The 25,989-nt window shown below is 64.5% G+C and carries 26 protein-coding genes and 2 pseudogenes; 12 read left to right on the top strand and 16 right to left on the bottom strand.

Annotation, left to right across the window (positions count from 1 at the left end):
* Positions 1-25: 25 nt before the first annotated feature.
* From PQR02_RS18030 to PQR02_RS18020, 3 genes are all read right to left on the bottom strand, one after another.
* A complete protein-coding gene (locus tag PQR02_RS18030; protein WP_408233547.1) occupies positions 26-1,003 on the bottom strand; it encodes a 2-dehydropantoate 2-reductase in 978 nt (325 codons plus the stop codon).
* Positions 1,004-1,159: 156 nt separating this feature from the next.
* Positions 1,160-1,780, bottom strand: a complete 621-nt coding sequence (locus tag PQR02_RS18025) for a LysE family translocator (RefSeq protein ID WP_408233544.1) — start codon at positions 1,778-1,780, stop codon at positions 1,160-1,162.
* Positions 1,781-1,926: 146 nt separating this feature from the next.
* Entirely contained in the window at positions 1,927-2,469 is a 543-nt protein-coding gene (locus PQR02_RS18020; protein WP_408233541.1) for a hypothetical protein, read from the bottom strand.
* Here PQR02_RS18020 and PQR02_RS18015 point away from each other — a divergent pair.
* Positions 2,468-2,623: a hypothetical protein gene (locus tag PQR02_RS18015; RefSeq protein WP_408233538.1), complete on the top strand. Its 156-nt coding sequence runs from the start codon at positions 2,468-2,470 to the stop codon at positions 2,621-2,623. The genes PQR02_RS18020 and PQR02_RS18015 overlap by 2 nt on opposite strands.
* A gap of 79 nt (positions 2,624-2,702) precedes the next feature.
* Here the strand turns inward: PQR02_RS18015 and PQR02_RS18010 are convergent, their stop codons facing one another.
* Positions 2,703-3,287, bottom strand: a complete 585-nt coding sequence (locus tag PQR02_RS18010; RefSeq protein WP_408233536.1) for an IMPACT family protein — start codon at positions 3,285-3,287, stop codon at positions 2,703-2,705.
* Between the two features lie 263 nt (positions 3,288-3,550).
* Between PQR02_RS18010 and PQR02_RS18005 the strand changes: the two genes are divergently transcribed.
* Positions 3,551-4,183 (top strand): LysE family translocator, encoded by a 633-nt coding sequence (locus tag PQR02_RS18005; RefSeq protein ID WP_408233533.1) that lies wholly within the window; start codon positions 3,551-3,553, stop codon positions 4,181-4,183.
* A gap of 53 nt (positions 4,184-4,236) precedes the next feature.
* Here the strand turns inward: PQR02_RS18005 and PQR02_RS18000 are convergent, their stop codons facing one another.
* Positions 4,237-4,605: a hypothetical protein gene (locus PQR02_RS18000; RefSeq protein WP_408233530.1), complete on the bottom strand. Its 369-nt coding sequence runs from the start codon at positions 4,603-4,605 to the stop codon at positions 4,237-4,239.
* Between the two features lie 336 nt (positions 4,606-4,941).
* Between PQR02_RS18000 and PQR02_RS17995 the strand changes: the two genes are divergently transcribed.
* Entirely contained in the window at positions 4,942-5,589 is a 648-nt protein-coding gene (locus PQR02_RS17995; RefSeq protein ID WP_408233527.1) for a 2-hydroxychromene-2-carboxylate isomerase, read from the top strand.
* A 30-nt stretch (positions 5,590-5,619) separates the two neighbouring features.
* Here PQR02_RS17995 and PQR02_RS17990 read toward each other — a convergent pair whose 3' ends face one another.
* Entirely contained in the window at positions 5,620-5,877 is a 258-nt protein-coding gene (locus PQR02_RS17990; RefSeq protein WP_408233524.1) for a DUF2866 domain-containing protein, read from the bottom strand.
* Positions 5,878-6,133: 256 nt separating this feature from the next.
* On the opposite strand from PQR02_RS17990, the gene PQR02_RS17985 reads away from it, so the two are divergent.
* Positions 6,134-7,249 carry a GGDEF domain-containing protein gene (locus tag PQR02_RS17985; protein WP_408233521.1) on the top strand — a complete coding sequence of 372 codons (1,116 nt, stop codon included), beginning with the start codon at positions 6,134-6,136 and terminating at the stop codon, positions 7,247-7,249.
* A gap of 70 nt (positions 7,250-7,319) precedes the next feature.
* On the opposite strand, the gene PQR02_RS17980 is transcribed toward PQR02_RS17985, so the two are convergent.
* Positions 7,320-9,056 (bottom strand): peptidoglycan D,D-transpeptidase FtsI family protein, encoded by a 1,737-nt coding sequence (locus PQR02_RS17980; RefSeq protein ID WP_408233518.1) that lies wholly within the window; start codon positions 9,054-9,056, stop codon positions 7,320-7,322.
* A 656-nt stretch (positions 9,057-9,712) separates the two neighbouring features.
* Positions 9,713-11,266, bottom strand: coding sequence for a methyl-accepting chemotaxis protein (locus tag PQR02_RS17975; RefSeq protein ID WP_408233515.1), 1,554 nt, complete (start codon positions 11,264-11,266; stop codon positions 9,713-9,715).
* Between PQR02_RS17975 and PQR02_RS17970 the strand changes: the two genes are divergently transcribed.
* The 4 genes from PQR02_RS17970 (at position 11,238) to PQR02_RS17955 (ending at position 15,816) form a co-directional block, all read left to right on the top strand.
* Positions 11,238-11,411, top strand: a complete 174-nt coding sequence (locus tag PQR02_RS17970) for a hypothetical protein (RefSeq protein ID WP_408233684.1) — start codon at positions 11,238-11,240, stop codon at positions 11,409-11,411. The genes PQR02_RS17975 and PQR02_RS17970 overlap by 29 nt on opposite strands.
* A gap of 432 nt (positions 11,412-11,843) precedes the next feature.
* Positions 11,844-13,577 (top strand): phosphoenolpyruvate mutase, encoded by a 1,734-nt coding sequence (gene aepX, locus PQR02_RS17965; RefSeq protein ID WP_408233512.1) that lies wholly within the window; start codon positions 11,844-11,846, stop codon positions 13,575-13,577.
* Positions 13,574-14,737: a phosphonopyruvate decarboxylase gene (gene aepY, locus PQR02_RS17960; RefSeq protein ID WP_408233509.1), complete on the top strand. Its 1,164-nt coding sequence runs from the start codon at positions 13,574-13,576 to the stop codon at positions 14,735-14,737. The genes aepX and aepY overlap by 4 nt, the downstream gene beginning before the upstream one ends.
* A gap of 11 nt (positions 14,738-14,748) precedes the next feature.
* A complete protein-coding gene (locus PQR02_RS17955) occupies positions 14,749-15,816 on the top strand; it encodes a 2-aminoethylphosphonate aminotransferase (RefSeq protein ID WP_408233506.1) in 1,068 nt (355 codons plus the stop codon).
* Positions 15,817-15,860: 44 nt separating this feature from the next.
* Here the strand turns inward: PQR02_RS17955 and PQR02_RS17950 are convergent, their stop codons facing one another.
* The 6 genes from PQR02_RS17950 to PQR02_RS17925 form a co-directional block, all read right to left on the bottom strand.
* On the bottom strand, positions 15,861-16,001 hold the full coding sequence (locus tag PQR02_RS17950) for a hypothetical protein (RefSeq protein ID WP_167335679.1): 141 nt from the start codon (positions 15,999-16,001) through the stop codon (positions 15,861-15,863).
* Between the two features lie 114 nt (positions 16,002-16,115).
* Positions 16,116-16,820 carry a PIG-L family deacetylase gene (locus PQR02_RS17945; RefSeq protein ID WP_408233503.1) on the bottom strand — a complete coding sequence of 235 codons (705 nt, stop codon included), beginning with the start codon at positions 16,818-16,820 and terminating at the stop codon, positions 16,116-16,118.
* Between the two features lie 353 nt (positions 16,821-17,173).
* Entirely contained in the window at positions 17,174-17,761 is a 588-nt protein-coding gene (locus tag PQR02_RS17940; RefSeq protein WP_408233500.1) for a nucleotidyltransferase family protein, read from the bottom strand.
* 115 nt (positions 17,762-17,876) lie between these two features.
* Positions 17,877-20,099: a xanthine dehydrogenase family protein molybdopterin-binding subunit gene (locus PQR02_RS17935; RefSeq protein WP_408233498.1), complete on the bottom strand. Its 2,223-nt coding sequence runs from the start codon at positions 20,097-20,099 to the stop codon at positions 17,877-17,879.
* Positions 20,096-21,097: an FAD binding domain-containing protein gene (locus tag PQR02_RS17930; RefSeq protein WP_408233495.1), complete on the bottom strand. Its 1,002-nt coding sequence runs from the start codon at positions 21,095-21,097 to the stop codon at positions 20,096-20,098. The genes PQR02_RS17935 and PQR02_RS17930 overlap by 4 nt, the downstream gene beginning before the upstream one ends.
* A gap of 12 nt (positions 21,098-21,109) precedes the next feature.
* Positions 21,110-21,910, bottom strand: a complete 801-nt coding sequence (locus PQR02_RS17925; protein WP_408233492.1) for a 2Fe-2S iron-sulfur cluster-binding protein — start codon at positions 21,908-21,910, stop codon at positions 21,110-21,112.
* A 155-nt stretch (positions 21,911-22,065) separates the two neighbouring features.
* On the opposite strand from PQR02_RS17925, the pseudogene PQR02_RS17920 reads away from it, so the two are divergent.
* The 3 genes and pseudogenes from PQR02_RS17920 to PQR02_RS17910 all read left to right on the top strand — a co-directional run.
* Positions 22,066-22,314, top strand: a pseudogene (locus PQR02_RS17920) (3-hydroxybutyrate oligomer hydrolase family protein); the annotation flags it as partial.
* Between the two features lie 146 nt (positions 22,315-22,460).
* On the top strand, positions 22,461-22,679 hold the full coding sequence (locus tag PQR02_RS17915; protein ID WP_408233489.1) for a hypothetical protein: 219 nt from the start codon (positions 22,461-22,463) through the stop codon (positions 22,677-22,679).
* A gap of 23 nt (positions 22,680-22,702) precedes the next feature.
* Positions 22,703-23,512, top strand: a complete 810-nt coding sequence (locus PQR02_RS17910; protein ID WP_408233486.1) for an exodeoxyribonuclease III — start codon at positions 22,703-22,705, stop codon at positions 23,510-23,512.
* A 126-nt stretch (positions 23,513-23,638) separates the two neighbouring features.
* Here the strand turns inward: PQR02_RS17910 and PQR02_RS17905 are convergent, their stop codons facing one another.
* Both PQR02_RS17905 and PQR02_RS17900 read right to left on the bottom strand, forming a co-directional pair.
* Positions 23,639-23,914 carry a CsbD family protein gene (locus PQR02_RS17905; protein WP_149669833.1) on the bottom strand — a complete coding sequence of 92 codons (276 nt, stop codon included), beginning with the start codon at positions 23,912-23,914 and terminating at the stop codon, positions 23,639-23,641.
* 163 nt (positions 23,915-24,077) lie between these two features.
* On the bottom strand, positions 24,078-24,770 hold the full coding sequence (locus PQR02_RS17900; protein ID WP_408233482.1) for a Pr6Pr family membrane protein: 693 nt from the start codon (positions 24,768-24,770) through the stop codon (positions 24,078-24,080).
* Between the two features lie 222 nt (positions 24,771-24,992).
* Here PQR02_RS17900 and PQR02_RS17895 point away from each other — a divergent pair.
* A pseudogene (locus PQR02_RS17895) lies at positions 24,993-25,967 on the top strand (DUF2252 family protein); the annotation flags it as partial.
* Positions 25,968-25,989: the final 22 nt, after the last annotated feature.

Here is a 25,989-nt window from a genome sequence, read left to right as displayed (position 1 = left end):
ACAACGGAACGTCGCGACGCGCCGTTCAATCGCCCTGCAATGCCATCCGCTCACGCAGCTTGATCAGCGCAAGCACCACGTCGATGGTGGGCGTCGGCTCGGCGACGAGGCGGCCCATTTCCTGGACTACCGTCAACAGCGGATCGATTTCCATCGGGCGGCGATTTTCCAGGTCGACCAGCGTCGATGTCTTATGCGCGCCGACTGCGCCCGCGCCATCGATCCGCCTTTCCACATCGACCCGAAAGTGCACGCCGAACTGTTCGGCAATCCGCTTTGCTTCGAGCATCATCGTGCGTGATACCGCGCGCGTTCCGGGGTCGCTGGTGAGCACGTCGAGCGTGGCATGTGTCAAGGCGCTGATCGGGTTGAAGCACAGATTGCCCCACAGCTTGAGCCAGATTTCGTCGCGGATGTTGTCGCGAATCGGCGCTTCGAAACCCGCTGCCTGCATGATTTCGTGCAACTGCTGAATGCGGGGTGTGCGTTCGCCGCTCGGCTCGCCGATCGGAAATTTCTTGCCGTACACATGCTTGATGACGCCCGGCTCGACGATCTCCGCAGCGGGATACAGCACGCAGCCGATCGCCCGTTCGGGACCGAGCTTGGTCCATTGACTGCCGTCCGGGTCGACGCTCGCGAGGCGCGTGCCCGCGAAGCGTCCGCCGTGTTGATGGAAGTACCAATAGGGAATGCCGTTGACACCGGTGACGATCGCCGTGTGCTTGCCGAGCAGCGGCTGCATCGCGTCGACCACGCCGGGCAGCGAATGCGCCTTCAGCGTGATGATCACGAAGTCCTGTACGCCCAGTTCATGCGGGTCGGACGTGCAGCGAACCGGCGCGCTGAAAGTCTCGCCGTCCATGATCAGACGCGCGCCATGTTCGCGCATGGCCGCCAGATGTGCACCACGCGCGATGAAACTCACGTCAGCGCCGGCGCGTGCGAGTTGCACGCCCATCAAACCGCCAATTGCTCCCGCTCCGAAGATACAGATCTTCATGATGCCGCTCCCGTGACTGTGAAAAGCCGCTTGCCCGCTGCCGCAGTCGCCGTGCGCGGCAGCAGGTCACTGTCCGAGCATAAAGGGGCGCGACGAATGCAGATAGTTAAAGTTTGTCGGCAAAAGCATTAGGGATTGTTTATGGACGCGGAGGCTTCACCCCCGCCGCACCAGCAAAAAACTCACTCCGATCGCGGCTAGAAATCCGCCGCAAACGCGATTGAACCAGCGCCGAACCTTCGCGCGCACCAACCATTTCCCGAGATGCATCCCCGCCCACGAATACAGCGCGACCGCCACCCATTCGAGCACCAGGAAGCTCGCGCCGAGCACCGCGAATTGCGGCAGGATCGGCTTCGCGACATCGACGAATTGCGGCAGGAACGCGGTGAAAACCAGAATCGCTTTGGGGTTGCCCGCGGCGACCAGAAACTCCTGCCGCGCGATGCGTCCGAGGGAAGCGTCCTGCGGTTGCGAGGTGTCGATGGCCGGTGCATCGCTGCGCCATAGTTGAATGGCCAGCCAGATCAGGTACGCGGCACCTGCCAGTTTGATCGCCAGAAAGATCCATTCCGACGCGTGCAGCACGACAGCGAGTCCGGTTGCGGCGAGCACCGGCATCATCGCGAATGCGACCAGCCGGCCCGTGCCGCCGACGAATGCCGTCATGAAACCGTGACGCGCCGCCACGTTGATCGACAGCAGGTTGTTGGGCCCGGGGGCGAGGTTGATCGCGAAGCAGGCGGGCAGGAAGAATAGCCAGGCGGTGATGGTCATGATGATTTGCAACGCGAACGTAGGATTCTGAAGAATCGCGCGGCAAGACGGCGCGACACGTCTAACCGGATTGTAGCCAAGCCCGACTGTCGCAATTCGTCAGCTTTAACGCTTGTGCGTTTTTCAGGTGCGTCGTGCCGGTGCGTTCAATTCACGGCTTTGACGAACCCCGGATCGCCAATCAATGCATCGACGCTCAGCTTCACCGTATCTTCAATCGCGATGATGCTATTGGTGAATTTCGGCGACTGCTGTTTCACTGTCTTCGTGGTCGAGAACACGACTGTGCGAGTAGCGGTATCGGTGACCACGTAGCGCATCTTCAACGTCCAGAACGCCGGCGACCGCGCGTCGTCGACTGTGAACGTTTCGATGCTCCCGCTGAGCACGCGCTTGCCGTCGTCGACGTGAAAGCCCGCAATCTGCAAACTGCGCGCGACGCTATTGCGCACGGTTGCGGCAACATCGTCTTTGAGCACGATGCCCGTCATCGCGGTGTTTTCGATGCGATTCGGCGAAACTTGTCCGCTGCGCGCGGGCAGGTAGGCGAAGTCGCGAGTCGGGGCAACGCTAAGCCAGCCGGTAGGATGCGCGGTCGCGCGCGGCGCGCTGCTGTTCAGGCCGAACCACGACCACGAGCACGCGGACAGCAGCAACGGCAGCGCGACGGCGCCGCAGCCCTTGAGCATGGTGGAGCTCAACGGCGAGCGCGCGGCGCTGGTCGAGCGCGGCAAAGGCAGGCCCGGTTGCGGCGACTCAGGCGTTGTGCTGGAAAAAGCGGCAATCGAGGTCAGAGGCGTAGCCCTTTTCAATGGAGTCAACTCTGCAAGAACAGCATGGTAACAGCGGGCCGGGCCCATGGGCGTCCTGAGCGAGGCACGCATCGAATTCCAGCGGCGCTTGAGCAGACGCTCCCGCTTCCTCAGAAGAATCCTGCCTTGCCTTGCGTCATGTCCACCAGCGCTCGCTGCGCATCGTCGAGCGCGTTGACGGGTAACCGGATTGTCATCTTCACCAGCATTGCATAAGCGCTATCCACGAGCGCATAGCCTTGCGCATCTATCCATCGGCGTACTTTGGCTTCGTCCGCATAGCTCACTTCGACGCCCAGCGAAACTTGAGCAATCCTTTCTATTCGCGGCGCGTCCAGTAAAGCGGAAGCGATTGCATCGGTGTACGCGCGCACCAGACCACCGGCGCCGAGCTTCACGCCGCCGTAATAACGCACGACGGCGGCCAGCACGCCGTCCAGATCGTGGTGCCGCAGCACTTCGAGAATCGGCCGCCCTGCGGTGCCGGAGGGTTCGCCGTCGTCGGACATGCCGGACTGGCCACCGGCGAGCAGCGCCCAGCATACATGTGTCGCGGCGGGATGTTCATCGCGCAGCCGACGCAATTCGGCCATGGCGGCATCGCGGTCGGCCACTGGGATGGCAAAGGCGATGAAGCGGCTCTTGCGGATCTCGAGTTCCGCGCTCAACGCCGCGGGCAAAGTGTAGGTGGGCAAGGCAAGGACTTCAGTGGATGAAAAAGTGCAGGCCGCGAACGGCTCCCGCTCGTCATGGTAACGGATCGCTGCCGCGTCACGCGCACGGCTCTACACATCACGTATGCGTTGCCGGAGGCGCCGCGTTTTTCGCCGGCTTGGCGCGTTGCTTCGCCACGGCATGATGTCGGCGCGCCACGTACGGATCGAAGTCCACGCATTGGTCTACAATTCCCGGCTGAACGCGCGCGAGTCCATTGAATGCAGCGCGTCAAGGAGACGACATGCTTGACCTATCTACGTTGGGGACTTTCGTTGCCGTCGTGCTCGGGCTTTTTCTGATTCCGGGCCCGGCCGTGCTGCTGGTTTTGACGCGCACCGTGCATGGCGGACGTAAGGCCGGCATTCTCACCGGCCTGGGTATTGCCGCCGGCGATTTCATGCACACGCTGGGCGCGGCGGTCGGCCTTTCCGCGTTGCTGATGACTTCCGCGCTCGCATTCAACTCGGTGAAATTTGTCGGCGCTGCCTATCTCGTCTATCTGGGCGTTCGCGCGTTGCGCGAGAAGAAGCTGATGAGCAGCCCGCAGATGCCGGCGGTGGCGCCGGTATCGGCCGCGAAAGCGTTCTTTCAGGCGATTCCCCCCGAAGTGTTGAATCCCAAGACCGCGCTGTTTTTTCTCGCGTTTCTGCCGCAGTTCGTGCGTCCCGAACACGGTTCCACGTTTGCGCAGTTCATCACGCTAGGATTGATCTTCGTCGGCATGAGCGCGCTTTACACGACGCTGCTGGTGTTGACCATTGGCCCGGTGGGCAAACTCGTCAAGCGTTTGACGTGGCTGACTCGGTGGCAGGACAAGATTATCGGCGTGCTCTTCATTTCGCTCGGCCTGCGCGTGGCTACGCAAACGCGCTAAGCGGTCGGCGCGAGCGCCTCGTACTGCGACGGGCGAATGCAGTCGCGCTCTGATCAGATATTGCGGCGCTGCCGTCTCAGGCGCCCTTCGCGCGTATAGGCCGTCTGGCTTTGCGTGCGAACGGCGAGCTTGTCCTGTTGGGCGCGGCTCATCGGCCGGGTGTCGTCGATATCGCCCACGCGCAATACTTCCTGCGCAATTCTGATGCGCAGCGTCATCAACGGTTCGCCGCGTTCGACCAGCGCGCGGTCCGCCAGACGGGCCTGCTGGACACCGCTGTCGATCAGGTTGCGCAGTTCCAGCAGCGTGAGCCGCTGCCGCTGGATCTCGAGGATGAGCCGCCGCACCGCTTGCGTGTCGTGCGTGCGCCACCAGGCGCGCAATTCGGTGAGCGTGGGTGGGCCGAAGGGTGGAATACGCATTGCTCAGACGAAAAATACTGTGTTTATGTACAGTATATCCCGTCTTTTTACCAAATCATGTCGACCGTGTCCGCGAGTTTTCACCAAGGGCTGCGAACGCAAGCCTTAGTGAGCCCACGATGACGTGAGCAGGACGAACGAAGAAACTGCGATGATGAAAAGACAGGTGGCGGTGAGCATGTCGTGCGGATAATTCATGGCGTGAACCGTCTACGTGGCGCGGGAAGGGGCACATCATAGGTAGAACGGTCCCGCGCAACTGTTAAGCACTGCAAAGGCGCAGTGCCTCGGCGGCAGCGAATGGCCGAGCAGGCCGCATAGGATCCGGAGGCCACTATGACTGGCGCGGTGTCATCGATTGCAAACACCTTTGCACCGGGACCGGAAATCGAGTTCTGGTTCGACTTCGGTAGCAACTACAGCTACCTCAGCGTGATGCGCATCGACGCACAGGCGGTGGCACACGGCGTGCGGATTCTTTGGCGCCCATTTCTGCTGGGCCCCGTGTTTCGCGACCTCGGCTTCGACAATTCGCCGTTCGTGTTGCAGGAGAAGAAGGGCGCATACGTGTGGAGGGACATGGAACGCCAATGCTGCAAATACGGTCTCGCGCTCACCCGTCCCACGGTCTTTCCACGTGCCGCGCTGCTGGCGATGCGCGTGGCGTTGCTGGGCGCGGATCAGCCATGGATGCCCGCCTACTGCCGCAAGGTCATGCAACTGAATTTCGCCGACGACCGTGACATCGGTTCGGCAGAGGTAGTGAAAGAAGCACTCGACGAACTCGGCTTGTCCGCGCAACAGATCATCGCCGACGCGCAAAGCGAAGCGAACAAGCTGCGCCTGCGCGAGCAGACCAGCATGGCCGCGGCCAAAGGCATCTTCGGCGCGCCGACGTTTTTTGTCGGCGATGAAATGTTCTGGGGCAATGACCGGCTGGACGATGCGCTGGAGTATTGCGCTTTGGCCGCGTCGCGCGGCTAGCGCAATCAATGAGCCGGAGGTGGGTGAATGTTAGTCGTCGCCGTGCTGGCAGAAACGGCGGCCGGGAACGTGTGAGACGACGGCCTGAGCGATTTCGAGCGGTGTGCTCTCCGCGGGGACGACCCGGCGGCTCGATTCGGGCGTGTGCTTCATGGTCCATTCGACGAGCCGGTACGAACGTCCCCAAGGCGGCTGCAGCGGGTCCGAGACCTTGCATGAGTGGATCTGGCGAACCCAATCGTTGCCGGGCATGGCGCGCAGATGCTCGAATACTGTCTCTTCAACCATGGTTTGACTCCTTCTTGGCGGGCGTGCAGCTCGTCTTTCGGCGCGTCGTCGATACCCCTTAAAAAAGTGCCGCCGATGTTCTGGCGGCCCAACAGGGGATGGTGTGCGCCATGGTTGCAGGGAAGAATTAAGCCAAACTTAAGAGGCGGCAAGGGCCTGCGCCGCGAACCGGCCCTCAAGACCTCTGCGCATCGGCCGTTATTACGACGGTTGGGGCCGCTACCCCGCTTCGCCTTCGGGCCTGCATCCTCATAACGTGACGAATCTCGCCCAAACGCCGCTCTCCGACCGGCTTCGCTCGCTAGTCGACACCGTGCAGCACAACGAGCGTACCTTGCGCCGCTTCCAGAACGTCGAGTTGCGTTTGATCGGCGCGCAGGATTTCGCGTCGTTCCTCGACATTCTGTTTAATCATCTGCCGCAGGAATTCTCACTGGCGAGTGTGACGCTGTGGCTCGACGACCGCGCGCCGATGCTGCTCGAACTACTCGAACCGATTGCCTTGCGGGCGCTCGATCATCCGCGCCTGAAGGCTTCGCGCGAGGGCGGACTCGCCGCGCAAGGTCTGTGCGTAGAGGGCCGGCCATGGCTTGGCAGGCCGACCGAACTGGACGACGGCGCGGGCCGCGCATTCTTCGCCGCCGCGCAAATGCCGACGAGCGCGATCCTCTTGCCGCTTGCGGCGGGCGACACCGTCAGCGGCTATCTGTGTCTGGGCAGCGACGACCCGTCGCGTTTCGGCGACGGCATGGCCACGGACATTCTGGAGCGCTTCGCGAGCATCGTGACCGCGAGTCTCGACAACGTCGCGCATCGCGAGCGGCTCAAGCAGCTCGGCATGACCGACTCGTTGACGGGCCTCGCCAACCGTCGCTATTTCGACGAGCGGCTGCGCGAGGAACTGATGCGCGCGGCGCGCTACGGAGTGCCGGTATCGTGTCTTTTAATTGATATCGACAGCTTCAAACGCATCAACGATAGCTACGGTCATCGGAGCGGCGACCGTGCATTGGCGGCAGTGGCGGCCTGTGTGCGGCAGCAGGTGCGGCTCGGCGATACCGTCGCGCGCTACGGCGGAGAAGAGTTCGCCGCGCTGCTGCAAGGCGATCGGGCCGATGCGCTTATCGTCGCCGAACGTGTGCGGCTGGCGGTCGAACGACTTGATCTGCAGGACGGTCATGGCGAACGCATTGCGTTGACCGTGTCGATCGGCGTCGCGGCGCGCATCGCGGGCGGTGCGCCGGCCGACGCGGTTTCGCTCGGTCGCGCGATGATGGAGGAAGCCGATCGCGCGATGTATCAGGCCAAACACAACGGGCGCAATCGCGTCGAGGCGCTGGTGAAAGCGGGCAGCGATGAAGCGGCACGCTGAGTTTGGCCGCTGATTTGCCACAAAACACTGCATGAATCGCGATCGTCGTGCCAGGCGCTGCAAACGTGCTTCAAACGCCCGGCGCATCCGGCGGCACTCCCAGCAATTGCAGCGCGCCGCCCGTCACTCCGCTGAACACCGGCCCGGCCACCGTGCCGCCGTAAAAACCCTTGCCGGCCGGATCGTCGATCATCACCGCGACGATCAGCCGAGGGTCGCTCATCGGCGCCATGCCGACGAACAGCGCGCGGTAGCGGTTCTTCGCGTAAGCCGCGCCGACCTGTTTGCGCGCCGTGCCGGTCTTGCCGCCGATCCGGTAGCCCTTCACCGCCGCTGCGCGTCCCGTACCGCCTTCGCCGGTCGCCATTTCCAGCATCACGCGGATCGCCCGCGCGGTGGCCGGCTTCGTCACTGCGAGGTCGCGATCGGCGGACGGCGGCTGCGCGGCGGCGCCCGTCGCATCGCGCAGCAGGCTCACGCGCTGCATCGTGCCGTCGCCGGCATACGCGGTGTAGACCTGCGCGATCTGCAGCAGCGAGGCTGACAGCCCGTAGCCATACGCCATGGTCGCCTGTTCGATCGGGCGCCAGCGTTTGTACGGACGCACCTTGCCGGACGCGACGCCCGGAAAGCTCAGTACGGGCCGCAGGCCGAGCCCGTATTGCTGGTATTTGGTCCAGATCATCTCGGCCGGCAGATTCAGCGCGAGCTTGGCGAGCGCGATATTGCTCGACTTCTGCACCGCTTCGGAAACGGTCATCACGCCGTGATTCGACGTGTCGTGAATCACGGCCGGCCCGATCCTGTACCAGCCGGGCGCGGTGTCGATCGCGCTTTGCGGCCGCACCTTGCCCTCGTCGATCGACAACGCGACCACCACCGGCTTGATCGTCGAGCCCGGTTCGAAAGTGTCGACCACCGCGCGGTTGCGCAGTTGGCGGCCGGTCAGGCGGGCGCGGTCGTTCGGGTCGAAGCTCGGGTAGTTGGCAAGCGCGAGAATCTCGCCGTTGCGCGCATCGAGCACCACGACGCTGCCGGCTTCAGCGTGATGTTTCGCAATCGCTTCCTTCAGTTGCGCGTACGCGAGCTGCTGGATGCGCCGGTCGATCGTCAAATGGATCGTGTCGCCGTTTCGCGCGGGCACCAGAGGCCGCGTCTCGGACACCACGCGGCCAAGCCGGTCGCGGATCACCTCGCGCTGGCCCGGCACGCCGAGCAACTGCTCGTTGGCGGCCAGCTCGACGCCTTCCTGGCCGTTATCCTCGATATCCGTGAAGCCGACCACGTGCGCGGCCGACTCGCCTTCGGGATAAAAGCGTTTCGAATCCGCGATCCGCGTGATGCCGGCGAGGCCCAGGCGGGATAGATGCGCGGCGGTGTCGGCGTCCACCTGGCGTTTGAGCAGTACGAAAGTCTTGTCGCCGTTCAGACGCCGGTGCAGTTCCGCGAGCGGCAGGTCGAGCAGCTTCGACAGCGGCGCGACGGCGGCCGCGTCGATCAGCTTCGGCGACGCCCAGATTTCATACGTCGCGAGGCTGACGGCGAGCATCGAGCCGTTGCGGTCGACGATCCGTCCGCGGGTCGCGTCGAGTTCGATGGTGCGCTGATAGCGCTTTTGACCCTGGTCGACGTAGAAGTCCTGGTTCACCACCTGGACCCAGAACGCGCGGGCGGCCAGCGTGGCGAACGCGCCGAACACCAGCAGGACGATGAGTTTCGAACGCCATGCGGGCAAACGCGCGGCCAGCAGCGGGTTCTTCGCGACGGGCGCGTACGGATCATGCGGCTGCGATTTTTTCTGGGTCATTGGGTGCGGATAACGGACTCGATTAACTTGCATCTACGCCGGCCGGATCGGCGGCGAACGGCTTGAGTTGGCAAATGTCGCGTGGGCCGAGACGACGACGGCGGGCTCGTGTTCAGCCTTGGCCGTGTCCGGATTGTAATTAGAACGTAATCTCGATGCGAGCTTCATGCAAGCGGAGAGTGGCAGGCAGCGCGGCGTGCAAGGTGCCGCTGCCCAGTGCAATGCTGAGGGTGCCGGCCGAGGCGCAGGCCGAAGCGTTGCTTGCCGCCGCGTAGGCTCATCGGCGCGTCGGTGGTGGCTCCGGCAACGCTCACTGGCAAATGCAGGAGATGCAGCAGCATGACACGAGCGCTCGGCCGGCTCGACTGAGCCGCGCTTGCGCGTGGCCGGGTCAGCGTGGGTCGTACCCTCCCGCGGGGCGGAACGCAGCCGTTGCGCGATGGGACTTCGGAAAGCATTTGCCGCGTGCGGCGAGCGTGGCGAGACGAGGCGTGAGATACAGAACGGCTGCATGCCGAGAAACAAAAAAGCCGCGCGGACTTGCAAAATCCGCGCGGCTGATTCGTTCGATCAATGCGTCGACTCCGACGCGGCGTGTTAAAGAGGCGCTCACTGCCTTGTCGAGCGCCTTCTTTTTTAGGTGCTGCTCTTTAGCGTCACCTCAATCCTAAAGCCGGCAACGCGAAACTCGCAATCGCCTCGCGCAGCACACTCACCTGGTCCTTCAGCGAATGAGCCGCGGCCGCGGCCTGTTCGACGAGCGCCGCGTTCTGCTGCGTCACCTGATCCATTTCGCCGACCGCGCGATTGACCTGCTCGATGCCCGCGCTCTGCTCGCGCGAAGCGTTGCTGATCTCTTCGAGAATTTCGTTCACGCGACGCACCGACTGCACGATCTCGCCCATCGTCGAGCCCGCGTTGGCGACCAGCGACGCGCCGGTTTCGACGGTATCCGTCGAAGTTTCGATCAACGCCTTGATCTCCTTGGCCGCCGTCGCCGAGCGCTGCGCGAGGCTGCGCACTTCGGCGGCGACCACCGCGAAGCCGCGTCCCTGTTCGCCGGCGCGGGCCGCTTCGACGGCCGCGTTGAGCGCGAGAATGTTGGTCTGGAACGCAATGCCGTCGATCACGCCGATGATGTCGCCGATCTGTCTGGAGCTGGCGGTGATCTCGCCCATCGTGCGCACCACGTCGTCGACCACGCGGCTGCCGCGCGTGGCGACGTCCGCGGCCTGGCCGGCGAGCTGCGCGGCCTGCATCGCACTGTCCGCGTTCTGCTTCACGTTGACGGTCATCTGGTCCATGCTCGACGCGGTTTCGACGAGGGCCGCGGCCTGTTCCTCGGTGCGTTGCGAGAGGTCCGTGTTGCCGGCGGCGATTTCGGTCGCGCCGACGTTGATGTTCTCGGTGCCCAGACGCACGCGCGACACCGTTTCGACCAGACCGGCCTGCATGGTCTGCAGCGCATGCAGCAGGCTGCCGGTGTCGTGCGGGGCGACCGGCATGCGCGCCGCGAGATTGCCCTGCGCCATCAGCTGCGCGTGTTCGACAGCCACTTCGAGATCGCCGCCGAGCGAGCGGCGAATACTGCGCAGCACCAGCAGCATGACCGCCGTGGCGATGGCGCCGAGCGTCACCGTGATCGCGAGCCAGCGCAACAGATTGGCGTAGAACGCGCTTTGCACGTCGTCCATGTACATGCCGGTGACGAGGTACCAGTCCCACGGCGCGAAGTGCACCGAGTAACTCGTCTTGGCCACCGGTTGTTCGCTGCCGGGCTTGGCCCATAGATAATCGATGAAGCCGCCGCCGTCGTGATTGCCCGCGTTGACGATATCGACGAACAGATGGTGGCCCGCCGGGTCGGCGAACTGCGCGAGGTTCTTGCCGACCAGTTCCTGCTTGAACGGGTGCATCAGCATGACCGGCTGCGAATCGTTGACGGAGATGTAGCCGTCCTTGCCGTAGCGCATGGCCGCCAGCATGTCGAGCGCCTGCTGCTTCGCATCGGCTTCGGAGAGCGTGTGCTGTTGGGCCAGCGTGTAGTAGCGGGCGACGATGTGGTTGCCCTGATCGATCAGGGCGGCCAATTGATCACGGCGGTCCGAGATCATCGACGCACGGTTTTGCCATGCGCCGAAGCCGCCGATCAGAATCAGGCCGATCCAGAGAACGGCAATCATGGAAGCCAGTTTTTTGTTCAGAGTCATAGCAATGAGCTTTGTTTTTGCAAGGGGATCGATCGGTGTTGAGTTCGCTTTTGGCGATTGGCTTGTTGCTCACTGTGTTTACGGCATGCCGGTGTTTGCTCCGCAGGCAGGGGAAACCCGCTGTTTTCGTTTGTTATTCGTCTGATTTATAGGGGAATTTCGGCTTGGTTATATATTTTAATGATTCGCGGAAAAAATGTTTATTAGTTTCCGATTGCCGGTTTTATTCGCGCCCGAGAAAAACCGGGAAGTTTGGATTAGTTACCGGGCGTCCCTAAAGCCGCGTGTTGGGAATTCAATTCCGCTCCGACGATTTAGAAGTCGAATTCATTTGAAAAGCGCGCCAGCCATTGCCTGGCATGATCTATGTCAATACGCCACGAAACGCCAATCAAATACCAAATACTTCGGGTATTGGGAGGATGCAAAAAACAGCACATTTTTCCACTTAACCGCAACGCGCAAAAACTCGGGTCGGCGAAAAGACGAATAAATAAAATTCCGCTATAGTCGCCATTTTCCAGTCGCCAGCCGGGCAAAAGAGCACCAATAAGCCCGCCATTCCGGAGTAAAGAAAATGAATGCCCGCCAACCCGCCTTTATCGCCGCGTCCCGTAGCGCGCGCCTGCGCCAGATGCTCGTCAGCAACGAACTCGAGTTCATGATGGAGGCCCATAACGGCCTGTCCGCGCGAATCGTCCGTGAAGCCGGCTTCAAGGCGATCTGGGGCTCGGGCCTCGCGATCTCCGCCCAATACGGCGTGCGCGACAATAACGAAGCAAGCTGGACCCAGGTGGTCGACACGCTCGAATTCATGGCCGACGCCAGCGATCTGCCGATCCTGCTCGACGGCGACACCGGCTACGGCAACTTCAACAATGTGCGCCGTCTCGTGCGCAAGCTCGAACAGCGCGGCATTGCGGGCGTCTGTATCGAAGACAAGCAGTTCCCCAAGACCAACAGCTTCATCAACGGCGAAGCGCAGCCGCTTGCCGATATGGACGAGTTCTGCGGCAAGATCAAAGCCGGCAAGGATTCGCAGTCCGACGAAAACTTCTCGATCGTGGCGCGCGTCGAGGCGCTGATCGCGGGCTGGGGCATGGACGAGGCGCTGCGCCGCGCGGAAGCCTATCGGCAAGCGGGCGCGGACGCGATTCTGATTCACAGCAAGCTCTCACGCCCCGATGAAATTCTCGAGTTCGCGCGCGAGTGGGCCGGCCGCGGTCCGCTCGTGATCGTGCCGACCAAGTACTACAGCACGCCGACCGAGGTGTTCCGCGAAGCGGGCATCAGCACGGTGATCTGGGCGAACCATCTGATCCGCGCGGCGACCTCGGCGATGCAGGCCGTCGCGAAGGAAATCCATTCGAGCGAAACGCTCGTCAACGTCGAAGACAGCATTGCCGCCGTCAACGAAATCTTCCGCCTGCAGGACGCCGACGAATACTCGGAAGCCGAAGACCGCTATCTGTCGAGCGGCCGCGCGGCCGGCGCCGCCGTCGTGCTCGCCGCGAGCCGCGGCAAGGGACTCGAAGCCGTCACCGAAGACCGCCCGAAAGTGATGCTGCCGATCGCCGGCAAGCCGCTCTTGCGCTGGCTCGTCGACGCATTCAAGAAGCAGGGCGTCAACGACATCACGGTGGTCGGTGGCTATCGCGCCGATGCGATCGACACGGCGGGCATCAAACTCGTCGTCAACGAACAGCATGCGCAGACGGGCGAACTCGCATCGCTCGCGTGCGCGCTCGACAATCTGGCGAGCGATACGGTCATCTCGTACGGTGATCTGCTGTTCCGCAGCTATATCCTGCGCGATCTGGTGGAGAGCGAAGCGGCGTTCAGCGTGGTGGTGGATTCGTCGCTGACCGATACGGAAAACGCCAGCGTGCGCGATTTCGCGTGGTGCTCGGCGGGCGACGACCGGGGTCTGTTCGGCAACAAGGTTCTGCTGCGTCACGTGTCGAGCGGGCAGCACGCGTCGGCGGCGATCGCATCGCAAGCGCCGCATGGCCGCTGGGTCGGTCTGTTGAACGTGCGCGAGGCCGGCCGCGAGCGGCTCCAGGCGGTGATGAGCCGCTTGCGGGCGCGCGCGGATTTCGCTTCGCTCGACATGCCCGCGCTGCTGAACGCGTTGATCGAAGCCGGTGAAGCGATCGAGGTGCAATACGTGCATGGCCACTGGCGCGGTGTGAACGATCTCGATGACTTCCGTCGCGCCGGCGATTTCGCGCACGCGCAAGCGCCGTTCGCGGCCACGACCGGCCACGCGGCGAAGAACACCAGGAACACCACGAACGGAGCCACGCGATGATCGAAGCCGCACAATTCGTCGAGGCCGCGCGCGAACGCGGCTTCGACTGGTACGCGGGCGTGCCGTGCTCGTATCTGACGCCGTTCATCAATTACGTGCTGCAGGACGAGTCGCTGCAGTACGTGTCGGCGGCCAACGAAGGCGACGCGGTCGCGCTGATCGCGGGCGTCACGCTCGGCGCGCGCAACGGCCGGCGCGGCGTCACGATGATGCAGAACTCCGGGCTCGGCAACGCCGTGAGCCCGTTGACCTCGCTCACGTGGACCTTCCGTCTGCCGCAACTGCTGATCGTCACGTGGCGCGGCCAGCCGGGTGTCGCCGACGAACCGCAGCACGCGCTGATGGGACCCGTCACGCCCGCGATGCTCGACACGATGGAGATTCCGTGGGAGACCTTCCCGACCGAAGCCGACGCGATCGGTCCGGCGCTGGATCGCGCGATCGCGCACATGGATGAAACCGGCCGCCCGTACGCGCTCGTGATGCAAAAAGGCAGCGTCGCGCCGTACCAGTTGAAAGTCAGCGGCTCACGCGCGCGCCGTGCGGCGGTTGCGCCGCGCGCGCAGTTCCGCGATGTCGCGGCGGACGAACTGGCTTCGCGTCACGACGCGTTGAAGAAAGTGATTGCCCACACGCCGCTCGACTCGACCGTGGTACTGGCGTCGACCGGATTTTGCGGACGCGAACTCTACGCGATCGACGATCGTCCGAACCAGTTGTACATGGTCGGCTCGATGGGTTGCGTGACGGCGTTCGCGCTCGGTCTCGCGCTTGCGCGTCCCGACTTGCACGTGGTCGCGCTCGACGGCGACGGCGCCGCGCTGATGCGCATGGGCGCGTTCGCGACACTCGGCGCGTACGGTCCGGGCAATCTCACGCACGTGCTGCTCGACAACGGCGCGCACGACTCGACCGGCGGTCAGGCGACGGTGTCGCCGCAAGTCTCGTTTGCGGGGGTGGCCGCCGCGTGCGGTTATGCGTCGGCGGTTGAAAGCGACGACCCCGCCGTGATCGACGAGCTCTTCAATACGCCGCTCGCCGACGGGCCGCGCTTCGCGCGCCTCGCGATTCGCCGCGGCACGCCGGAGGGCCTGCCGCGTCCCACCATCACTCCGCCCGATGTGAAGACGCGCCTGATGCGCCACATCGGCGCCGCCTGAAAGGAGCCTCCATGCTGCTGCTCAATCCCGGCCCGGTGACGCTCACCGAACGCGTTCGCAACAGCCTGTTGCAGACGGACCTGTGCCATCGCGAAAGCGAGTTTTTCGACTTGCAGGAAGAGGCCCGCACGCGTCTCGTCGATCTCTACGGACTCGACGCCAGCGAATGGCAGGCGGTGCTGATGACCGGCTCCGGCACGGCCGCTGTCGAAAGCATGACTGCCGCGCTGGTGCCGCAAAACGGCAAACTGCTGGTGGTGGAAAACGGCGTGTACGGCGAGCGCATTTCGCAGATCGCCACGCAGTACGGAATCGCGCACGAGTCGCTGAAGCACGACTGGATGCACGCGCCGGACCTGGGGAAAGTCGCCGGACGCCTCGCTGCGGACAAGGCGTTCACGCACGTCGCGGTGATTCACCACGAAACGACCACGGGCCGTCTGAACGAACTGGCGGCGCTCGGCGCGCTTTGCCGCGAGCACGGAGTGCGCCTGCTGGTGGACGGCGTGAGCAGCTTCGGCGCCGAAGCGATCGACTTCGCCGATAGCAGTCTCGACGCGGTCGCGGCCACCGCGAACAAATGTCTGCATGGCGTGCCGGGCGCGTCGTTCGTGCTGGTGCGCCGCGCCGCGCTCGCGCGGGCGGCAAGCCGCACGTACTACCTGGATCTCACGCGGCTCGCGCGTTTGCAGGATCAGCGCAACACGCCGTTCACGCCGTCGGTCCACGCGTACTACGCGCTCGTCGAAGCGCTACGCGAACTCGCCGACGAAGGCGGCTGGCGCGCGCGTCACGCGCGTTATGCGGCGCTTGCGGAACAGGCGCGGGCGGGGCTGGCCGAGCGGGGCATCGGCAGCGTGTTGCCGGCGCAGCAGTCGTCGGTGGTGCTGCGCGCTTACCGGCTGCCGGACGGCATCGCGTATCCGCAACTGCACGACGCGCTGAAGGCGCGCGGCTTCGTCATCTATGCAGGGCAGGGCGGCTTGTCGGCCGAACTGTTCCGCATCTCGACGATGGGCAATATCCAGCCCGCCGATATCGACTGTCTGCTGCAGGGCTTTAGCGAACTGACGCGCTGATTCAAGCGCCGTCCGCGTCGCACGAGCCGCCCGGCGCGAAACCCTCACACGGGGTCTTTGTCCGGCGGTCCATCGGGCCGCTGCGGCTCCTCGACGTGATGGCCCGGCGACGGCGGCACCAGCGGGTCGGCCTCCGGATCGCGGTTCGGATCGGCGTTGGGGTCGGGAATTGGACTGGTATGCATGTCGTAGCTCATTGCATCCCCTGTAGTTGAACTGCGCCGGGTGCGGGCGATGCTGCTCGACCGGGCGCTGGCAATGTCACTTCTAGCGTAGGCGTTTCCGCCGCGCTTCGCCGCTTACTTTTTCGTGCGACGGCCCACGCTCAGCTGCCAGTAACGCTCGGTGGCGAAGATGTCGTCGTAGTTGCCCGCGCCGAACGCGCGCAGCTGGCTGGCATACGCATGCACCGCTTCACGCTTGAGTTGCGCGCGGCGTTGCAGGTCGATCGTATGGCCCGCGCTCGGATGAGCCGGCGTCGCCACGATGCCGCGCTGCGCGAGATCGGCGAGCCGCGCCTGCACCACGCCGGGCGTGCGCCGGTGAATCGCTTCCTCGTAGCCAAACCATTCCAGATGCGAGAGCCGCGGCAGGATTTCGCAGCAGGCTTCGAAGACGCGCGCGTGATCGTCGTGATGCAGGCCGAGCGGCATCAGCAGGGTGTTCGCGGTGCTGCGATAAATCGTTTCCTCGAGCGCCGCCGCCATTTTGCTGATCGACGGCGAATCGGCATACTGGCTGTCACTAAACGGCATGCGCAGCGGAATCGCGTCGAGCATCTCGAGCGCGCGGTTGTCCTCCAGCGTGCGTTCGTGGACCGCCTCGCGGGAGCTCGCGAAGCCTGATTTTGCATCCCACGCGGTATGCATGTCGTGCTCGGGCGGCGCGGCGAATACCGTGCAGACCGCCGCGTCGGGATGCGCAGCGAGCAACGCGCCGCAACTGAAGACGGCGTCGTCGAAATGGGGCGAGACAATGAACAGGCGTGGGCTGGTTTCGCTCATGGGCGTGTAGGGATTCGAGGCGTGGCTGGCTGCGTGGGGCGCGTCGGCTCGCGTGGGAAAAACATGGCGTCACCTCAGCTTAGGCGCAATCAGGGCGGATTGCGCGCGGTTGTGGGGTGTGCAAACGGCGTGCCTGGAGAGTGCTTCTGTTGGTCTTTTTTGCTGATTGGCTCCCGCAGTCCCACCACCGTCGTAGGGCAGAGGACTCCGGGTGAGCACACGCGGTGAAAAACGCCAGCCCATGCGGAGAAGACACTGTATGGAGATACAGCATTTGCCCAAACGTCCGATTCCATCAAGCTCACGCAGCAATCCCCGCGCTCCAGGCGCTGCCGCTTACCTACCGGCACGCCTCACACCTCGCGTAAATCCTCCGGCGTATCCACATCACGCAAAATCCCCGGATCGCGGACATCGACCCGCGTCACGCGCTGCGACATCAGCAGCGATTTCGCGCCGGTGTCGCCGTCGAGCGCCAGCAGCGCGTCGCGATGCTCGACGCCGAAGCCGACCGGATGCCCGCGCTGGCCCTCGTAAAACGGCGCGACGAGCGACGCGCCGTCGTCGAGTGCGCGCGCCACCGCTTCGATCGTCGTGGTGGCGATGCGCGGCATGTCCGCGAGGGCGACGATCCAGCCTTCGGCGTCGTCGCTCGCCTCGATGCCTGCGGCGAGACTCGCGCCCATGCCGCGGTTGGCGTCGGCGGCGAACACCACGTCGCAACCGGCGTCGTTCAAAAGACGTGCGAGGGCGTCCGAGCCCGGCCGCACCACGGCCAGCACCCGCGTCACGACTCGCAGCAGCCGATGCGCGGATTCATGCGCCACTGGCGTGCCGTCGGGCATTCGCGCGAGCAGTTTGTTGTGCAGACCTTCCGGATCGAAGCGCGAACCGAAGCCGGCGGCGAGCAAGACGCCAGTAGCGAGCGAGGCGTAAGGCATGGGCGGACACCGGTGGGGAACAATGACACCGATTGTGCGATGCAACGCGGGCTCCGGCAAGCGGGAATGCTGGGGCATGACGAGGGCGGGGCGTTGCGGTTAAATCAGTCCCCGCTCAAACCATTGTCCCTCCCATCACCTTATCCAAGGTAACCGGCAAATCCCGCACCCTAACCCCGGTAGCGTGATACACCGCATTCGCAATCGCCGCCGGCACCCCGGTAATCCCGATCTCCCCAATCCCCCGTACTCCCAGCGAGTTGATATACGGATCGGGCCGATCGATGAACGTAATATCGAGCGACCCAATATCCGCATTCACCGGCACGTGATACTCCGCGAGGTTCGCATTCGTGAAGCGCCCATAACGCGTATCGAGCGAGCTCTCTTCCTGCAGCGCCGCCCCCACGCCCCACACGATGCCGCCCATCAACTGGCTGCGCGCGGTCTTCTGGTTGAGCACGCGCCCCACGTCATACACGGCGACCACGCGCGGCACGCGGATCGTGCCAAGCTCGGCATCGACATGCACTTCGACGAATACCGCGCCGAACGAGTGAAACGAGTACTTCTGTTTCTCGTCGCCGGGCTTCACCGTCGAGCTCGCCTCGATCGGCTTGCCGCCCGAGCGCGCGATGATCGCCGCCGCCGGATCGCGCCTGGCGGGTTGCGTGCGGCTCACCACCCAGCCGTTATCCACGGTGATGTCGTCGAGCGCGATGCCGTGCACCGGCGAAGCGGGATCGGCGAGCGCCAGCGCGATCAACTGACTGCGGGCCTGGCTGGCCGCCTCGCGCACGGCAGGCGACACGCTCGCCGCCGACTGCGAGCCGCCCGACACCGGCGCGCGCGGCAGCGTCGAATCGCCGAGCGCGAAGTGGATGTTCTCGGGCGCGAAGCCGAGCGTGTCGGCGGCCACCTGGGTCATCACCGTGTAGGTGCCGGTGCCGATGTCCTGGGTGCCCGAAGCGACCATCGCGGTGCCGTCCGGCAGAATCCGCGCGATGGCCGAGGCTTCGCTGCGATTGGCCGGATAGGTGGCGGTCGCCATGCCCATGCCGATCAGCGTGCGGCCGTCGCGCATCGAACGCGGCGCGGCAGTGCGCCGCGACCAGCCGAATTTTTGCGCGCCGATCTGATAGCACTCGCGCAGCGACTTGCCCGACCACGGCTTGTTTTCCTGCGGATCGGCCTCGGCGTAGTTCTTCAGACGCAGCGCGAGCGGGTCCATTTTCAAGGCGGCCGCGAGTTCGTCCATCGCCGATTCGAGCGCGAACGAGCCGGTGGTTTCGCCCGGCGCGCGCATGAAGGTCGGCGTGCCGAGATTGAGCGGCACGATCCGGTGCGTGGTCACCTGATTGGGGACCGCGTACAGCATGCGCGTGACCATGCAACAGGTCTCGGTCCAGTCCTCGATTGTGGAGGTATTGGAGAAGCTGTCGTGGCGCATCGCCGTCAGCGTGCCGTCCTGACGGGCGGCGATCGTAAAGTGCTGCTCGGTACGCGGGCGCGCGCCGACCGGGCCGAACATCTGCGGCCGTTCGAGCACGAGCCGCACCGGACGCCCGGTCTGCTTCGCCGCCATCGCGCACAGCGACACATGCGACCACGACGAGCCCTTGCAGCCAAAGCCGCCGCCGATGAACGGCGAGATCACGCGCACGTCGCCAAGCGGGATGCCGAACACCTTGGCGACCGCTTGCGCCGCGCTGCTCACGCCTTGCGTCGAATCGTAGAGCGTGAGGTGCGGGCCGTCCCAGCGCGCCATCGTGGCGTGCGGCTCCATTGGGTTGTGATGCTCGATCGGCGTGGTGTAGGTCGCATTCACTTGGACCGTGCCGCTTTGCATGCCGTCTTCGAAGCTGCCGCGCTGCGTGTCGGTTTGCCGGCCTTGCGGTTTGTCCGGCGCGTGCGCGTTCGGTTTGGCCTGCGCGAAGTCCACGGTCGCCGCGGTGCTCTGATAGACGACGCGCAACTGACGCGCGGCATCGGTTGCGTGTTCGAGCGTGTCGGCGACCACGACCGCAACTGGCTCGTTGCTGTAGTGAACCTCGTTGTCCTGCAGCAGCGACAGCCGCCGGCCGGCCGGCGGCGCGAGCGTGGGCCTGCCGCCGTTCGGCAGGCGCGGCGCGTTCTGATACGTCATCACCAGCAGCACGCCGGGCACGGCTTGCGCGCGGCTCGCGTCGATCGAGGCGATGGTGCCGCGCGCAATCGTGCTGGTGACGAGCACCGCGTGCGCGAGACGCGCTTCGGGGAATTCGGCGGCATAGCGTGCTTCGCCGGTGACTTTGAGCAGACCGTCGATGCGGTCGACCGGTTGGCCGATCAGGTTCATGCCACACCTCCATCGCGTGCTGCGGCCTGGTTGATCGCGCGCACGATCGCGCGTTGCGCGAGCTGCACCTTGAAGCGATTCTCGTGCTGCGGCCGCGCGTCGCTCAACGCGGCAGCGGCGGCGTTTTTCAGCGTGGCCTGCGAAAGCGGCTGACCGTTGAGCATCTGTTCGGCGGCGCTCGCGCGCCACGGCTTGTGCGCGACGCCGCCCAGCGCGATGCGCGCGATCTGCACGCGCTCGCCGTCCATCTGCAACGCGGCGGCCACCGACACCAGCGCAAATGCGTAACTGGCGCGGTCACGCACTTTCAGATAGTGGGAGTGCGCACTGAAGAGCGGCGGCGGCAGATCGACCGCGGTAATCAGCTCGCCGGGCTGCAAGGTGGTGTCCACATCGGGCCGGTCGGCGGGCAGACGGTGGAAGTCGGCGAACGCAATGGTGCGCTCGCCGGCGGGGCCGCTCACGCGCACGACGGCGTCGAGCGCGGCGAGCGCCACGCTCATATCCGACGGATTCACCGCGATGCATTGCGGACTCGCGCCGAGAATCGCGTGTGTGCGATTGCGGCCGTCGAGCGCCGCACAGCCGCTGCCCGGCGTGCGCTTGTTGCATTGCGTGAAGGCCGTGTCGTAGAAGTAACCGCAGCGCGTACGTTGCAGCAGATTGCCGCCGACCGTCGCCATGTTGCGCAATTGCGCCGACGCGCCCGCCAGCAGTGCTTGCGACAGCAACGGGTATTGCTCTCGCACCAGCGCGTGATTCGCCGCGTCGCTATTGCGTACCAGTGCGCCGATACGGATGCCGCCATCGGGGAGCGTCGTCACCGTGTCGAGTCCGTTGATATGCGTGATGTCGATGAGCCGTACCGGCCGCGCCACACCGCCCTTCATCAGATCGAGCAGATTGGTGCCGCCGCCGATGAAGACGGCGCCCGGTTGTTGCGCCGCGCGCACGGCGCCCGCGACGTCGCCGGCGCGTTCATAGGAGATCGCATCCATGCTGGTCGCTCCTTATGTAGTGCGGTGGTTCGTGTGGACGTTGCGAAGCTCGTCGCCATGGCCGTTGCCACTTGCACCAATCGCACCCGGCGCATCCTGCATGGCAGCGCTGCCGCTTTGGCTGCCGCCGTCGTGCACCGCGCGCACCGCGGCCACGATATTCGCGTATGCGCCGCAGCGGCAAATGTTGCCGCTCATCCGTTCGCGGATCTCGTCGTCGGAAAGTTGGGCGGGGCGGGCACGCACATCGGCCGTCACGGTGCTCGCCGCGCCGTAGCGGAATTCATTGAGTAGAGCCGTCGCGGAGCACAACTGGCCCGGTGTACAGTAGCCGCACTGAAACGCATCGTGTTCGATGAACGCGCGTTGCATCGGGCTCAATGCGTCGTGCGTGGCGAGCCCCTCGACGGTCGTGATGTTCTCGCCCTCGTGCATTACCGCGAGCGTCAGACACGCATTGATGCGGCGGCCGTCGGCGAGGACCGTGCAGGCGCCGCATTGGCCGCGGTCGCAGCCTTTTTTCGTGCCCATCAAGCCCGCGTATTCGCGTAGCGCGTCGAGCAAGGTCACGCGCGGTTCGAGTTGCAGCGTGTAGGCGCGGCCGTTGATGGTGAGCGTGACCGGACGCGGCGGCGGCGCGGCCTGGTTGATCGGAGCCGGCGGCGCGGCCGGCGTTTGCGTCTGCGCGCGCAGATGCGGGGCTGCGCCGACCGTTGCGGCCGCGGCGGCGGACTGCAGAAAGCGCCGGCGCGAGGGTTGCTGTGGGAGGGCGGCTTCGTCCTGCGGATCCTGACATTCCTCTTGCGTGGACATAACGATCTGTTGACTCCTGTGAAAGGTCAATGCAGATTAGCGATGCATCGGTATCCGAAGCGTCGAGTTCAAGTAGAACTGACGCAGCAATTTGGGTGCCGTTGCAACTACAACCGTATTACGGAGACAGCATAGATGACATCGGCGATTCGCGTGTGGCCAGCTTCGAATCGCGCTTCGTGCCGCTCCACTACGACAATCTGCAGGCGCTCAATCTGATGTCGAGTCATCTGAATAGAGCGGCACGCCGCTGGCCGCCGTCGCAGGTGATTCACACGACACCGCGCGGCGCGGTGCCCGACGCCGCGCCGGCGCTGAGTGCGGCGAACTTGCCGGCGATCGCGGCGAGTCCGGGGAGCAATACGATTACGTCGGCCAATGGGGCGTTGGATGTGCCGAACTGAGGGGTGGTAGTTCTCGGGTGGAATTGCGCCCACACTCATCGGCGTGCTTGTGTGCGCGTGTCGCCGCACTGCGGCGTTTCATTGCGTGGGACCGGGTACAAGCCCTGCTATTGCGGAACAGATCAGGCGCGGTCACAGGAGAGCCCATGCAGTTCGATTACAGGCATTTCCACATCGATTGCCGCGCGCGCCATGCGGAAGACGGCCTCTATTACGCGAGAGCGAAAATCGTCCGCCCGCCGCAGAAAAACAGGCACGCGCAGTCGCACGAGTCCGGCGACATCGATTCCTTTTCCAACGAAGCCGATGCCATTTCATGCGCGAGGTCCTGGGCGATGGAGTGGTGCGACGCCGCGGCGGAGTAAGCCGCCTGACAGGAGGACAGATCGTGGCGAAGCTGCGGATTGCGACCTTCAACATCAACGGCATCCGCTCGCGGCTGCCGGCTCTGCTGCAGTGGCTGGAGCGCGAAGCGCCGGACATCGTGTGTCTGCAGGAACTCAAGGCGGTGGATAGCGCCTTTCCCGTCGAGCCATTGCGCGACGCGGGCTACGGCTCCATCTGGCAAGGCCAGAGCGCATGGAACGGCGTGGCGATTCTGGCGAAGGGCGAGACACCGCTCGAAAGCCGCCGCGGCTTGCCCGGCTTCGAGGACGACACGCACAGCCGTTATCTAGAAGCGGCGGCGGGCGGTGTACTGGTGGCGTGTCTGTATCTGCCGAACGGCAATCCGCAGCCGGGTCCGAAATTCGACTACAAGCTCGCGTGGTTCGATCATCTGATTGCGCATGCGGCGAAGCTGTTCAAGAGGGGCCATCCGGTGGTTCTGGCGGGCGACTTCAACGTCGTTCCCACCGACGAGGATATCTACAACCCGCGTTCATGGCTGAAGGACGCGCTGTTGCAGCCCGAGAGTCGCGAGCGTTATCGGCGGCTGCTGGCGCAGGGCTGGACCGACGCGCTGCGAACGCATTTCGGCGACGAGCGGGTCTACACCTTCTGGGATTATTTCCGCCGGCATTGGGACACGAATTCGGGCTTGCGGATCGACCACCTACTGCTGAGCGCCGATCTCGCGCCGCGTTTGCGCAATGCGGGTGTCGACCGCTGGGTGCGCGGCGAACCGCATGCCAGCGATCACGCGCCGACGTGGGTGGAGCTGGATATGGGCCCGGGACGCCGCAAGAAAAGCAGCTAGCGGCGACGGCTGCGCGAAACACGCGCGACCCGGCATCCGCCCCAATGCGGAACGGGCGACCGCCGTTAGCGGATCGCCCGTTAGTCTTTTTGTTAATCCCCCGTTAGCCCGCCCTTGGCCGATGCTCTACCGCCGATAATCGCGATTCGCCGCGCCATGTGACCACAGCGCACCAGCGACGAAGCCAGCCAGGGCCACCACCGCAATGGCCGTGAAAGGGCTCTCGACCGTGGTGTCGCGCACGAGGCTCGTCGTGCTCGCGCACAACTGCTGGGCTTTGCCGCTGAGTTCTCTCGCCTTGCCAGCCAGTTGCGTGCCGGTGTCGCCCAGTGCTTCGCCTACCGCGCCTTGAACCTTGCCCGCGACTTCCTTGACCGCGCCTTCCGCTGAATTGGTGTCCATAAATTTGCTCCCGTTGTCATATTTACGTGTGGGGCGCGCCGTCATGCAACGCCGCCACACCGAGGTGTCGCGCAGGACCCGCATCGTGAGGCCCTGCGTCCACACCCATGCTGCAAGAAGCGCGCCCGCATTGCGGAGGGTTTTGGACAGCGGAAAGAAAACGTCAGGAACGTCCGCGCCGGCGCCGGATATTGATGCCGATGAACACCGCCATCAACATCAGAAAGCCGCCAAACAGCAGCGCGGAATTGATCATCACGTGCCTGAGGCCGAGCGTGTCGACGTTGATGAACGGGTACGGATAAAAGTCAGACAGACTGCCGCGCCAGAACGTGACGCCGAGGTACGTCAACGGATAAACCAGCCATAGCAGACAGTGACGCAACCTCAAATGAAAACGCGGCACGAACAGTACCCAATAGAGTGCGGCCAGCATCGGCAGCACACTGTGCATCGATTCGGTGAGCAGCCGCCTGAGCGGTGCGGGCGACCACCAGCCGCGCAGCAACAGGTTATACGCGAGCCCGACAAAAACCATGTACACGACCACCGCGGTCACGACGGTAGGCTGCCGGAAAAAACGCACGAGCGGCGACCGGTGCGTGCGCAGCGCCACGCAGGTAAAGCAGATCGCGCAGGCGAGCACCGTCAGGTTGGTGAGATAACTGCTCATGCGAGCGAGGCCGTCGAGCACGGTCAGGCCGCGCGCAAGCGTGCGATCGATGGTGACCTCGGCTTGCGCGACGAGCGAAATCCACGCGATGACGGCGACGACCGCCGCCAGCGTCACCGACGAAACACTGGGCGTATGCAGCGGCAGCTCGGGCTCCTGCTGCTGAGGAAGGGCAGGGCGCATGCGCACGATTCTATACACACCCCATGCGCTTTGCAGCGTGTCCAACACTGACTCGCCGAACCGGCGGCTTGCGTCCCCACAAAATCTCACGGCGTGACATGCGAGCCGCTGCCCCGTTGCAAGCGTCCGGCCACGGCGGGAATCGCCGAACTCGCCGGCGAACGTTCGTCGATCGTCGTTCGGCCGCCATCGTGGAAGAGCGCCTGTTCCGCCGCCTTGTTCACGGCCGAAAGTCTGGTGATGAACGCGGTCGGGCTCCTATCGCGACCCGATGGCTCAGTATGCGCAATGCGGCGCGCTCGAACTCTGGTACGACCGCATCACGTTCGACCGCATGGCGGAAACCGCGTTGACACCCGAGGGCCGACGCTCGGTGCGGCGCGGCATGGAAAAGGCCGCAAGCCGGAGTCACGAAAGCGTGCTCGAAAAGCTGGCCGTGCACGAGGGCGGCCATTGGACGATCCGCGACGCACCGCCGGCGCTGTTTCACGTGCTGGGCGCGAACACGCTATTCACGCCGGGAGAAAGCGATTCCTTCAGGGGCGCGAACTCGCGCAAGATGCTCGAGCGCATGTGGGGCGAGTACCTGAAGACGATGTCGCACGAGCGCCGCGAATTGCTCCATTACTTCACCTTGCAGGACATCGTATTCAAGGTGACGGGCGTCGGCAGTGTCGGCACGCGCTGTCTCGTGGCGTTGCTGGTCGATCACATGGGCAAGCCGCTGTTTTTGCAGTTCAAGGAGGCGCGGTCGTCGGTGATCGCGCAGTTCCACAAGTCGCCGCCGGTCAAGCACGAGGGCGAGCGCGTCGTGCAGGGCCAGCGCACGTTGCACGCCGCAAGCGATATCTTTCTCGGCTGCGCGACGGGGCCGCACGGGCGGCACTTCTACTTTCGCCAGCTGCGCGACATGAAGCTCGCGGCGAACCTCGATTTGTTCGACAACGATCTGCTCGACGGTTACGCGCGGCTATGCGGCTGGATCTGACCCGCGCGCACGCAAAGGCGAGCGGTCAGGCGATCGGGATCAGCGCGTATCTCGGCCGCAGCGACCAGTTCGCGGAAGCGCTGACCGGCTATGCGACGAGCTACGCGGATCAGGTGGAACGCGACCATCACGCGTTTCTGAAGGCGTGCCGCAGTGGTGAGCTGCAAGCGCGCTCGGATGAAGATATGGCGGCCGATTTTCAGCTGTAGGGGTGGACGGGTTGGGGCGTGG

Source organism: Paraburkholderia sediminicola, assembly GCF_046026895.1.
GTDB classification, from domain to species: domain Bacteria; phylum Pseudomonadota; class Gammaproteobacteria; order Burkholderiales; family Burkholderiaceae; genus Paraburkholderia; species Paraburkholderia sediminicola_C.
The sequence above is the reverse complement of the archived record's forward strand: the minus strand, read 5'-3'. Positions and strand labels throughout refer to the sequence as shown.

What these genes read in the sequence shown, in the direction of transcription:
- PQR02_RS18030 (WP_408233547.1), bottom strand. Translation starts at nt 1,003, where the DNA reads ATGAAGATCTGTATCTTCGGAGCGGGAGCAATTGGCGGTTTGATGGGC.
- PQR02_RS18025 (WP_408233544.1), bottom strand. Translation starts at nt 1,780, where the DNA reads ATGACCATCACCGCCTGGCTATTCTTCCTGCCCGCCTGCTTCGCGATC.
- PQR02_RS18015 (WP_408233538.1), top strand. Translation starts at nt 2,468, where the DNA reads ATGGTGGAGCTCAACGGCGAGCGCGCGGCGCTGGTCGAGCGCGGCAAA.
- PQR02_RS18020 (WP_408233541.1), bottom strand. Translation starts at nt 2,469, where the DNA reads ATGCTCAAGGGCTGCGGCGCCGTCGCGCTGCCGTTGCTGCTGTCCGCG.
- PQR02_RS18005 (WP_408233533.1), top strand. Translation starts at nt 3,551, where the DNA reads ATGCTTGACCTATCTACGTTGGGGACTTTCGTTGCCGTCGTGCTCGGG.
- PQR02_RS18000 (WP_408233530.1), bottom strand. Translation starts at nt 4,605, where the DNA reads ATGCGTATTCCACCCTTCGGCCCACCCACGCTCACCGAATTGCGCGCC.
- PQR02_RS17995 (WP_408233527.1), top strand. Translation starts at nt 4,942, where the DNA reads ATGACTGGCGCGGTGTCATCGATTGCAAACACCTTTGCACCGGGACCG.
- PQR02_RS17990 (WP_408233524.1), bottom strand. Translation starts at nt 5,877, where the DNA reads ATGGTTGAAGAGACAGTATTCGAGCATCTGCGCGCCATGCCCGGCAAC.
- PQR02_RS17980 (WP_408233518.1), bottom strand. Translation starts at nt 9,056, where the DNA reads ATGACCCAGAAAAAATCGCAGCCGCATGATCCGTACGCGCCCGTCGCG.
- PQR02_RS17970 (WP_408233684.1), top strand. Translation starts at nt 11,238, where the DNA reads ATGGAAGCCAGTTTTTTGTTCAGAGTCATAGCAATGAGCTTTGTTTTT.
- PQR02_RS17975 (WP_408233515.1), bottom strand. Translation starts at nt 11,266, where the DNA reads ATGACTCTGAACAAAAAACTGGCTTCCATGATTGCCGTTCTCTGGATC.
- aepX (WP_408233512.1), top strand. Translation starts at nt 11,844, where the DNA reads ATGAATGCCCGCCAACCCGCCTTTATCGCCGCGTCCCGTAGCGCGCGC.
- aepY (WP_408233509.1), top strand. Translation starts at nt 13,574, where the DNA reads ATGATCGAAGCCGCACAATTCGTCGAGGCCGCGCGCGAACGCGGCTTC.
- PQR02_RS17955 (WP_408233506.1), top strand. Translation starts at nt 14,749, where the DNA reads ATGCTGCTGCTCAATCCCGGCCCGGTGACGCTCACCGAACGCGTTCGC.
- PQR02_RS17950 (WP_167335679.1), bottom strand. Translation starts at nt 16,001, where the DNA reads ATGCATACCAGTCCAATTCCCGACCCCAACGCCGATCCGAACCGCGAT.
- PQR02_RS17945 (WP_408233503.1), bottom strand. Translation starts at nt 16,820, where the DNA reads ATGAGCGAAACCAGCCCACGCCTGTTCATTGTCTCGCCCCATTTCGAC.
- PQR02_RS17940 (WP_408233500.1), bottom strand. Translation starts at nt 17,761, where the DNA reads ATGCCTTACGCCTCGCTCGCTACTGGCGTCTTGCTCGCCGCCGGCTTC.
- PQR02_RS17935 (WP_408233498.1), bottom strand. Translation starts at nt 20,099, where the DNA reads ATGAACCTGATCGGCCAACCGGTCGACCGCATCGACGGTCTGCTCAAA.
- PQR02_RS17930 (WP_408233495.1), bottom strand. Translation starts at nt 21,097, where the DNA reads ATGGATGCGATCTCCTATGAACGCGCCGGCGACGTCGCGGGCGCCGTG.
- PQR02_RS17925 (WP_408233492.1), bottom strand. Translation starts at nt 21,910, where the DNA reads ATGTCCACGCAAGAGGAATGTCAGGATCCGCAGGACGAAGCCGCCCTC.
- PQR02_RS17915 (WP_408233489.1), top strand. Translation starts at nt 22,461, where the DNA reads ATGCAGTTCGATTACAGGCATTTCCACATCGATTGCCGCGCGCGCCAT.
- PQR02_RS17905 (WP_149669833.1), bottom strand. Translation starts at nt 23,914, where the DNA reads ATGGACACCAATTCAGCGGAAGGCGCGGTCAAGGAAGTCGCGGGCAAG.
- PQR02_RS17900 (WP_408233482.1), bottom strand. Translation starts at nt 24,770, where the DNA reads ATGCGCCCTGCCCTTCCTCAGCAGCAGGAGCCCGAGCTGCCGCTGCAT.